Below are 8,740 nucleotides of genomic sequence, written 5' to 3' on the forward strand. Positions count from 1 at the left end.
GCGCGCCCCCACCCGCATGGAGCGCGCCGCCGGCCGGGCCGCCGCGCTGCACCGGCCGCGGGTCCTCCTCGCGCTGCTCCTCCTGCTCGCCCTGACCTGTGTGATGCTCCTCGACGGCTACCTGCGCGCCGAGGTCGGCGACGACCAGCGGGTCCGCACCGGGGCCTCGTCCTCCGAGGTGCCCGGCGAGATCCTCGACGGCGGCCCGATCCTCAGCTTCCCCGGCGGGCAGGCCGAGACCACCTCCGTCCCGGACAGGACGATCGTGCTCACCTTCGACGACGGTCCGGACCCCACCTGGACGCCGAAGGTCATGGAGGTCCTGGAGGAGTACGACGTCCCCGGCACGTTCTTCGTGGTCGGCTCGATGGTGGCGCGCCACCCCGGCATCGTGGAGGACCTGGTCGACCGGGGCCACGAGATCGGCGTCCACACCTTCACGCACGTCGACCTGTCGTACCAGAGCGCCTCCCGCGTCACCCGCGAGGTGGAGCAGACCCAGCTCGCTCTCGCGGGCGCGGCCGGGATCACCACCACGCTGTTCCGGGCGCCGTACTCCTCGAAGACGGACGCCGTCGACAACTACAGCTGGCAGGTCTACCGGCAGCTCGGCGAGGACGGGTACACCAGCGTCTTCACCGACACCGACAGCGAGGACTGGAAGGAACCGGGCGTCGCGAGGATCGTCGAAGGGGCCACCCCGGAGGACGGGGAGGGCGCCTCGGTGCTCTTCCACGACTCCGGCGGCGATCGCACCCAGACCCTGGAGGCGCTGTCGAAGTACATCGAGAAGATGCAGGCGAAGGGCTACAGCTTCACCACCGTCAGCGGCGCCATGGCCGAGCAGCAGCCCGCCGGCGGATCCGGCACCGACGGGTCCGGAGCGGGCGGGCCCGCCGCCGGCGCTCCCTCCGGCACCGGCAACCCGCTCCAGGCCTCCCACCGCCCCGCCACCGGCACGACCCTCTACGCGGGCGAGGCGCTCCTCGCGGCCGTCGCCGTCGCCGAGTGGACGGTGCCCGCGCTCTCGGCCGCACTGGTGGTCGTCGGCGTGGCCGTCCTGGGGCGGTTCGGGCTGATGCTCGTCCTCGCCCGGCGCCACCACAGGCAGCGCAACAGACGCCGCTTCGGCTGGGGACCGCCCGTCACCCGGCCGGTCAGCGTGATCGTCCCGGCGTACAACGAGAAGGAGTGCATCGGGAACACCCTGCGGTCGCTGGCCGGGAGCACCCACCCGATCGAGATCGTCGTCGTCGACGACGGCTCCACGGACGGCACGGCGGACCTCGCCGAAGGGCTCGGCCTGCCGAACGTCCGGGTGATCCGGCAGGAGAACGCGGGCAAGCCGGCCGCCCTGAACAACGGCATCCGCAGCGCCCGGCACGACATCGTGGTGATGATGGACGGCGACACCGTCTTCGAGCCGGACACAGTGGGCCGCCTGGTGCAGCCCTTCGCCGACCCGCGGGTGGGGGCCGTCGCGGGCAACGCCAAGGTCGGCAACCGCTCCACGCTCATCGGCGCCTGGCAGCACATCGAGTACGTGATGGGCTTCAACCTCGACCGGCGCATGTACGACCTGCTGCGCTGCATGCCGACCATCCCCGGCGCGATCGGCGCGTTCCGCCGCGAGGCGGTCCTCCGGGCGGGCGGCATGAGCGAGGACACCCTCGCCGAGGACACCGACATCACCATCGCGCTGCACCGCGCGGGATGGCGGGTCGTCTACGAGGAGCACGCGCGCGCGTGGACCGAGGCCCCGCGCACCCTGCGGCAGCTGTGGTCCCAGCGCCACCGCTGGTCGTACGGCACCATGCAGGCGCTGTGGAAGCACCGCAAGTCCCTGACGGACAAGGGGCCTTCGGGGCGCTTCGGGCGCGTGGGCATGCCGCTGGTGGTGCTCTTCCAGGTCGTCACGCCGGTGTTCGCGCCGCTCATCGACGTGTTCACCGTGTACTCGATGGTCTTCGTCGACTTCCGGGCGGCGCTGCTGGCCTGGCTCGCCGTGCTGGGCGTGCAGCTGGTGTGCGCCGCGTACGCCTTCCGGCTCGACCGGGAGAAGTACCGGTACCTGCTGATGATGCCGCTGCAGCAGCTCGCGTACCGGCAGATGATGTACCTCGTCCTCATCCACTCCTGCGTCACCGCCCTGACCGGCGGCCGGCTGCGCTGGCAGAAGCTGAAGCGCACGGGCGAGGTCGGGACGCCGGCGGGGACGGGCGGCTGACGGGGGCGCACCGCAAGGGGGCCGTACGGGCCGGGCGGGCCGGACGCCCGCGGCCGGCGGCCCGCCCGGCCCCGGCGGGCCGTGACGGGTACTTCGACCTCCTGCGCGCGGTGGCCCTGGTCCGGGTCGTGGCGTACCGCACCTTCGGCTGGGCCTGGGCGGGCCTGGTCCTCCCGTCGATGGGGTGATGTTCGGGCTGGCCGGCACCCTGACGGCCAGGTCGCTGCGGCGCCCCGCGCTCGCGGTGATCCGGGGCCGCGTCCGCCGTCTCCTGCCGCCGTTCTGGTTCCGGGGCTTCTTCGTGGTCACCGCGATGCTGGCGCACGGCTGGATGCCGGGATGGCGGATCGTGTACGGGATCGTGCCGCTCGGCGACCCACCGGGCAGCGCCTGGGCCGAGCAGGCCCGGGAGGTCGTCTGGTACCTGCGGACGTACCTGTGGTTCGTGCCGCTCTCCCCGCTGCTGCTGCGGGTGTTCCGGCTGTCCCCGGTCCCGGTGCTGGTGCTGTCGCTCGTCCCGGTGGTCCTCCTCACGTACGTGTGGCGGCCGCCGGAGGGGCGGCTCGGCGGCGCCCTCACCGACCTCGCGACGCTCCTGTTCTGCTGGCTCCTCGGCCTCGCCCACCACGACGGGGTGCTCGCGCGGCTGCGCCCCCTCGCCGTCGCCGCGGCGTCGTCCGCCGCGCTCGCCCACGGCGGCTGGTACGCCTTCACCCGCCAGGCCGAACACGGCGGCACCTACGACCTGGACGACAACCCGCTCGCGCAGGCCTTCCGGCCGGCGGGATTCGTGACGCTGCTGATGTACGCCAAGGAGCACGCGGGCCCCGTGGGACCGTCCCGTTCCCGGCTGGTCACCGTGTTCAACGCGCGCGCCGTGACGATCTGCCTCTGGCACGGACCGGCGCTGGTCCTGGCCGTGCCGCTGATCGACCGGTTCTGGCGGGTGCCCGCGTTCGAGGCGTACCTGCCGCTGGAGAGCCAGTGGTTCCTGTTCGGCGTCGGCTGGGTCCTGATCGCGGGTTTCGTGCTGGCGTGCGGATGGGTCGAGGACGTCGCCGCGCGCCGGAAGCCGACGCTGCTGCCGTGGGGGCGGGCTGCAAGAATGGACCCGTGACCCGCGCATCCCTGGACAAGCAGCCGCACGAAGTCGCCTCGATGTTCGACGGCGTGGCGGAACGGTACGACCTGACGAACGACGTGCTGTCCCTCGGGCAGGCGCGGCTGTGGCGCAGGGAGGTCGCGAAGGCGGTCGACGCGCGGCCCGCGCAGAAGGTCCTCGACCTGGCCGCCGGGACGGGCACGTCCTCGATGCCGTTCGTCCGCACCGGCGCGTACGTCGTCCCCTGCGACTTCTCCCTCGGCATGCTCCAGGTCGGCAAGCGGCGCAACGCCTGGCTGCCGTTCACGGCCGGCGACGCGACGCGGCTGCCGTTCAAGGACGACACGTTCGACGCCGTCACCATCTCCTTCGGGCTGCGCAACGTGCAGGACTTCGACGCCGCGCTGCGCGAGATGCACCGGGTGACCCGGCCCGGCGGACGGGTCGTGATCTGCGAGTTCTCCCAGCCGACGTGGGCGCCGTTCCGCACCGTCTACACCGAGTACCTGATGCGCGCCCTGCCGCCGGTCGCCCGCGCGGTGTCCTCCAACCCGGACGCGTACGTCTACCTCGCCGAGTCCATCCGCGCCTGGCCCGACCAGCCCGCCCTGGCCGAGCGGCTGCGGGGGGCCGGCTGGTCGAAGGTGGCGTGGCGCAACCTGACCGGCGGGGTCGTGGCGCTGCACCGGGGCCTCAAGGACAGCTGAGGACCGCCGTGCCGGGGCCGCGCGGCTCCTCCCGTTCGCGCCGGAGCCCGCCGGACGGCGGCACGGGCCCGCGCGGCTCGCGCACCCCTCCGCCGCCTTCCCCCTCGCCGAAGTCGAACCACACGTGGACCGGGGAGTCCCGCGGCACCTCGGTGCCGGGCCGCGGGTACTGGCGCACGACGTGGTCGACGACGGTGAGAGGGAAGTCCGGCCGGTCCGGCGCGACGAGGAACAGGCCACGCGCCCGGGCCGACTCGCGCGCGTCCACGGCCATCAGACCGACCAGGCGCGGCACGCGCACTTCGGGTGTCCTGGGTGTCATGCGCACGGACGTCACCCCCCAGCGGTACCGGCAGGGTAGACCCGCGCGTGCGGCCGCCGGAAGCATCCCGTGGCGTTCCGTGACAATCGATCACATCGAGTCACCGGCTTGCGGGTGTCTCAGGTCCAGCCGGTAGCAGTGGGCCTCCCGCCGCGAGACCGGCGTCGTGAACGTCTCGGCGAGGCGCATCCCCAGCCGCCGGGCGACGGCTGCCGAGCGGGCGTTGCGGGCGTCCACCATCGCCACCACGCTCTTCGTGCCCGCCGCGCGCACGCGCTCCAGCGTCCGCAGCGCCGCCGCGGTGGCGTACCCCTTGCCCCAGTGCTCCCGCGCGAGCCGCCAGCCGATCTCGATCTCGCCGGTGGGACCCCAGTCCCGCTCCCAGGGCTGGGCGCCGGTGAAGCCGACGACGTCACCGGAGTCGTCGAGCACGGTCCACAGGCAGAAGCCGAACTCGGCGTCGTGCCGGCGCTGGCGGGCGGTGAGCTCCTCGTAGACCGACAGCTCCGCCGGCGTGCCCCCGTGGAACTCCATGACCTCCGGGTCGTCGAAGATCCGGTGCCAGACGACGGCGTCCTCGTGGGTGGGGACTCGGAGCCGTACAGCGGGGAGAGCTCGGTTCACGGGGGCAGCCCTTCAGCCGGGTGATCGATTCTGCTGCATAGACTGCCCATGTCCAGTGCCGGTCGGCACGCAGATTTCGAACTTGGGGAGATCCCGCCGTGACCGAGCCCCTCTCCGACAACACCGCCGACGTGATCGTCGTGGGCGCGGGGCCAGCCGGCTCCACCACCGCGTACCACCTGGCCAGGTCCGGACTCGACGTGCTCCTGCTGGAGAAGACCGAGTTCCCGCGGGAGAAGGTCTGCGGCGACGGACTCACCCCGCGTGCCGTGAAGCAGCTGGTGTCGATGGGCATCGACGTCTCCGAGGAGGCCGGCTGGCTGCGCAACAAGGGCCTGCGCATCATCGGCGGCGGCGTCCGCCTCCAGCTGGACTGGCCGGATCTCGCCTCCTTCCCCGACTACGGACTGGTCCGCAAGCGCGACGACTTCGACGAGCAGCTCGCCCGGCAGGCCCAGAAGGCCGGTGCCCGGCTGTACGAGCGCTGCAACGTGGGCGCGCCGATCGTCGACGAGCGCACCGGGCGCATCACGGGCGTGAAGGCCAGGCTCGGCGAGGACAAGCGGGAAGTCACCTTCCACGCCCCGCTGGTGGTGGCCGCCGACGGCAACTCCACCCGGCTGTCCCTGGCGATGGGGCTGCACCGCCGCGAGGACCGCCCGATGGGTGTCGCGGTGCGCACGTACTTCACCTCGCCGCGCCACGACGACGACTACCTGGAGTCCTGGCTGGAGCTGTGGGACCGCCGCGGCCCGCAGGACCGCCTGCTGCCCGGCTACGGCTGGATCTTCGGCATGGGCGACGGGACGAGCAACGTCGGTCTCGGCGTGCTCAACACCTCGGAGTCCTTCAAGGAGCTGGACTGGCGCGAGGTCCTCAAGGCCTGGTGCGCCTCGATGCCCGAGGACTGGGGCTACACCCCGGACAACATGACCGGCCCGATCCGCGGCGCCGCGCTGCCCATGGCCTTCAACCGCCAGCCGCACTACACGCGCGGGCTGCTGCTCGTCGGCGACGCGGGCGGCCTGGTGAACCCGTTCAACGGCGAGGGCATCGCCTACGCCATGGAGTCCGGGCAGATCGCCGCCGACGTCATCGTGCAGGCACACGCGCGGGCCACGCCGGCCCAGCGGGAGACCGCCCTCCAGCGCTACCCGCGCGTCCTGAAGGACACCTACGGCGGCTACTACACGCTCGGCCGCGCCTTCGTGAAGCTCATCGGCAACCCGAAGGTCATGCAGATCGCCGCCCAGCGCGGTCTGACGCACCCGCTGCTGATGAAGTTCACCCTGAAGCTGCTCGCCAACCTGACGGACCCGACGGGCGGCGACGCGATGGACCGCATCATCAACGGCCTGAGCAAGGTGGCGCCGAAGGCGTGACGCGCCCCGCGCACGCGGGAGCCGTGAGCGGGGCCGTGGGCGGCCGGGACCGAGGGGGCGGACTTCCCCGGCCGCCGGCGTCCGTGCGGGCGCCGTGAGGGGCCGTCGCGGAGGTCCTGCGCCGTGCCGCGGCCGCGCACCGGCCCGTCAACGCGCGCCGAGCGCGGGACGATCCGGGCAATCGGGCGATCCCGGGCGAGGGTGCGCGAGGCGCGGGGCGGGACGCCGCGCGACGCCCGGGACCCCGGCGCGCGGCGCGTCGCGGGCGGGGTCGGGTCGAGTCCGGCGGAACGGAATGCCCGAAGTGCCCCGGAAGTGAGCCGGAGAGGCCCGGAGACGGACCGGGGAGGGCCGCTGCCCCCGAGCGGCAGCGGCCCTTCAGTCCGTGTGGGCGCGGGTCAGAGCACGCGCACGGCACCCGACGCGGGGTAGCCGGAGAGGTCCTGGATGACGACGCCCTTGGAGGGGTTGGCGGCGTCCAGGTACTGGCCGTTGCCGATGTAGACGCCCACGTGGTACGCGGAGCCCTTGCCGCCCCAGTAGAGGATGTCGCCGACCTGGATCTGGGACAGCGGGATGTCGGTGCCCGCCATGGACTGGTCCTGCGACACGCGCGGCAGGTCGACGCCGACCTGCTTGAACGCGGCCTGCACCAGGCTCGAGCAGTCCCAGGCGTTGGGGCCCGAGGCGCCCATGACGTAGGCGTCGCCCACCTGCGCCCTGAGGAAGGCGATGACCGTGGCGACGCTGCCGCTGGCCGGCGCGGACGCCGTCGTGGTGGTGGAGGCGGAAGCGGAGGCGGAGGCGGGGGCGGACAGGGCGGTGCGCTCGGCGTCGCGCGCGGCGCGCTCGGCGGCGGCCTTGCGGGCCTCCTCCGCGGCCTTCTTCTTCGCCTCGGCCTTCTTCTTGGCCTCGGCGAGGTCCGCCTTGGCCTCCTTGGCGGCCTGGGCGGCGGCCGCGTCGCGCTCGGCCTGCAGCTGGTAGTTCGCGGCGGCCTGCTGGGTGGCGTCCGCGGACTGGGCGACCTGGGCGGCCAGGTCGGCCGTCAGGGTGGGCAGTTCGAGGGTCTGCGTCACCGGCTCGGCGGCGTTCGCCGAACCCGACGCCCCGGCCACTGCCAGGGTGCTGAGGACGCCACCGGCAACTCCGGCCCGCACGGCGAGCGCGGACTGCGCGGTACGGCGGGGCTTCCGGTGGCTGCGTATGTGAGCGGTGTGGGACATGGGAACAACCGGTACCAGGGGCTCCTTCATATCTTCAAGAAACGTGGGCTGCGCCACAGTTGTTCAATCGAGCCCCAAATCCCGGGTGTGTCGCCCTCCATTGACGCCGTAACGGACATTGCGGGCTGCCCGTGATCGGCCCGTGATCACTGTCTTTCATCGTTACGTCCCAATTGCCCCGCGCTTACCACCGGCGGGACCGATTGGCCAAGCCCCCTTCTCATCGGCCTCTCATGGATGTGACGGAGGTCACGGAACGGTTGCTCTTTCCGGCGCGTCCGGCGGGGGCCGGCCGCGCCGGATCGCGGCGCCGGGACTTCGTGAACGCGTGCACGTGTCCACATCGCGCCCCGCATCCCCTCCGAAGTGTGAACGCGCCCTCTATCAAGAGATCGATTCCAGCGCCAATTTGCATGCAAGGGAAGACTCTTGATATGGAGACGCGCCCTCTGAGCTGCGCCGACGAGACAGAATGTGACGTTTCGTGACCACGCGAACGCTTCGCGTGTGAAGATCGGCGCTCATCCGACTTCATGATCGTTCGTCAGGTGGTGGAGATCACAAAGCTTGTGCGATACCCCGTGTCGCAGATCACAGACCGGCAGGCATAAGATGCGGAGCGGTTGGGCTTGTGACCTGCTTCACATGTTCTCGATCTTCGCCGGGGCGGGCGGGGCTCGTGGGACGGACGGGGCGGCCGCGAGTCCGCCAGGAACCTCCCCCAAGGTCTCGGCTCCGCTCGACCAGGGGGGACCCCCATGCAGTCAATGCCGACTGAGAGGAGCGAGGAGCGGTGAACGCGTATGCGCCCATCCTCGTACTGGGAGCCCTCGGGGCAGGCTTTGCGATCTTCTCCGTGGTCATGGCCACGCTGATCGGTCCGAAGCGGTACAACCGCGCCAAGCTCGAGGCCTACGAGTGCGGTATCGAGCCGACCCCCACGCCGGCCGGCGGCGGGCGCTTCCCCATCAAGTACTACCTGACGGCGATGCTCTTCATCGTCTTCGACATCGAGATCGTCTTCCTCTACCCCTGGGCCGTCACCTTCGACGCCCTGGGGATCTTCGGGCTCGTGGAGATGCTGCTCTTCGTGCTCACCGTCTTCGTCGCGTACGCGTACGTATGGCGGCGCGGCGGCCTGGAATGGGACTGA

Annotated in this window: 7 protein-coding genes and 1 pseudogene; 5 read left to right on the top strand and 3 right to left on the bottom strand. The window is 72.0% G+C overall.

Features of this window, described 5'->3' with window-relative positions:
- Window positions 1-16 precede the first annotated feature (16 nt).
- From GL259_RS22650 to GL259_RS22660, 3 genes and pseudogenes are all read left to right on the top strand, one after another.
- The gene (locus GL259_RS22650; RefSeq protein ID WP_159538882.1) at window positions 17-2,227 is read left to right on the top strand and encodes a bifunctional polysaccharide deacetylase/glycosyltransferase family 2 protein; all 2,211 of its coding nucleotides are present in this window, start codon (window positions 17-19) and stop codon (window positions 2,225-2,227) included.
- Window positions 2,170-3,344 (top strand): annotated as a pseudogene (locus GL259_RS22655) (acyltransferase family protein). The gene GL259_RS22650 and the pseudogene GL259_RS22655 overlap by 58 nt, the downstream one beginning before the upstream one ends.
- The gene (locus GL259_RS22660; RefSeq protein ID WP_159535187.1) at window positions 3,341-4,036 is read left to right on the top strand and encodes a demethylmenaquinone methyltransferase; all 696 of its coding nucleotides are present in this window, start codon (window positions 3,341-3,343) and stop codon (window positions 4,034-4,036) included. The pseudogene GL259_RS22655 and the gene GL259_RS22660 overlap by 4 nt, the downstream one beginning before the upstream one ends.
- Here GL259_RS22660 and GL259_RS22665 read toward each other — a convergent pair.
- Together GL259_RS22665 and GL259_RS22670 are read right to left on the bottom strand one after the other, a co-directional pair.
- Window positions 4,023-4,358 (bottom strand): PASTA domain-containing protein, encoded by a 336-nt coding sequence (locus GL259_RS22665; protein ID WP_159535188.1) that lies wholly within the window; start codon window positions 4,356-4,358, stop codon window positions 4,023-4,025. The two genes, GL259_RS22660 and GL259_RS22665, sit on opposite strands and share 14 nt — an antisense overlap.
- A gap of 90 nt (window positions 4,359-4,448) precedes the next feature.
- Complete coding sequence (locus GL259_RS22670) at window positions 4,449-4,982, bottom strand: GNAT family N-acetyltransferase (protein ID WP_159535189.1); 534 nt, start codon at window positions 4,980-4,982, stop codon at window positions 4,449-4,451.
- Window positions 4,983-5,080: 98 nt separating this feature from the next.
- Here GL259_RS22670 and GL259_RS22675 point away from each other — a divergent pair, with 98 nt between their 5' ends.
- Window positions 5,081-6,364: a geranylgeranyl reductase family protein gene (locus GL259_RS22675; protein ID WP_159535190.1), complete on the top strand. Its 1,284-nt coding sequence runs from the start codon at window positions 5,081-5,083 to the stop codon at window positions 6,362-6,364.
- 398 nt (window positions 6,365-6,762) lie between these two features.
- Here the strand turns inward: GL259_RS22675 and GL259_RS22680 are convergent, their stop codons facing one another.
- Entirely contained in the window at window positions 6,763-7,617 is an 855-nt protein-coding gene (locus GL259_RS22680) for a C40 family peptidase (protein ID WP_159535191.1), read from the bottom strand.
- A gap of 763 nt (window positions 7,618-8,380) precedes the next feature.
- Here GL259_RS22680 and GL259_RS22685 point away from each other — a divergent pair.
- Window positions 8,381-8,740 (top strand): NADH-quinone oxidoreductase subunit A, encoded by a 360-nt coding sequence (locus tag GL259_RS22685; protein ID WP_003992243.1) that lies wholly within the window; start codon window positions 8,381-8,383, stop codon window positions 8,738-8,740.

Source organism: Streptomyces sp. Tu 3180 (genome assembly GCF_009852415.1).
Lineage (GTDB): Bacteria > Actinomycetota > Actinomycetes > Streptomycetales > Streptomycetaceae > Streptomyces.

What these genes read in the sequence shown, in the direction of transcription:
- GL259_RS22650 (WP_159538882.1), top strand. Translation starts at nt 17, where the DNA reads ATGGAGCGCGCCGCCGGCCGGGCCGCCGCGCTGCACCGGCCGCGGGTC.
- GL259_RS22680 (WP_159535191.1), bottom strand. Translation starts at nt 7,617, where the DNA reads ATGAAGGAGCCCCTGGTACCGGTTGTTCCCATGTCCCACACCGCTCAC.
- GL259_RS22665 (WP_159535188.1), bottom strand. Translation starts at nt 4,358, where the DNA reads ATGACACCCAGGACACCCGAAGTGCGCGTGCCGCGCCTGGTCGGTCTG.